This is a genomic window from Acinetobacter sp. ABJ_C4_1 (assembly GCF_044538495.1).
GTDB lineage: Bacteria > Pseudomonadota > Gammaproteobacteria > Pseudomonadales > Moraxellaceae > Acinetobacter > Acinetobacter nosocomialis_A.
This window is the reverse complement of record NZ_JBIUCQ010000040.1, coordinates 1-268: the sequence shown is the minus strand read 5'-3', so window position 1 is coordinate 268 and position 268 is coordinate 1. Positions and strand designations below refer to the sequence as shown.

Sequence of the window (268 nt, the reverse complement as noted above, 5' to 3'; positions counted from 1 at the left end):
ATGGTGTGGACTATCCAGCGGTCAATAATGGCAACGGTACCTGGACACTTGCAGACAATACACTTCCAGTGTTGGCAGATGGTCCACATACGGTGACTGTGACAGCAACCGACCCTGCAGGTAATGTGAGTACAACCAGTGCGGTTGTAACTGTAGATACTGCAGCAGCGAACTTGCTTGGTGCGATTACAGTACCGGATGACTTAAACATTGATGGCATCATCAATGCATCAGAACTTGGCACAGACGGTAGCTTTAATGCCCGTGT

1 protein-coding gene is annotated in these 268 nt (G+C 48.9%); it reads left to right on the top strand.

Annotation, left to right across the window (positions count from 1 at the left end; all coding sequences use genetic code 11):
• Positions 1-268: Ig-like domain-containing protein (locus tag ACIF8R_RS18390; RefSeq protein ID WP_396482483.1), on the top strand; the 268-nt coding region annotated here is incomplete at both ends.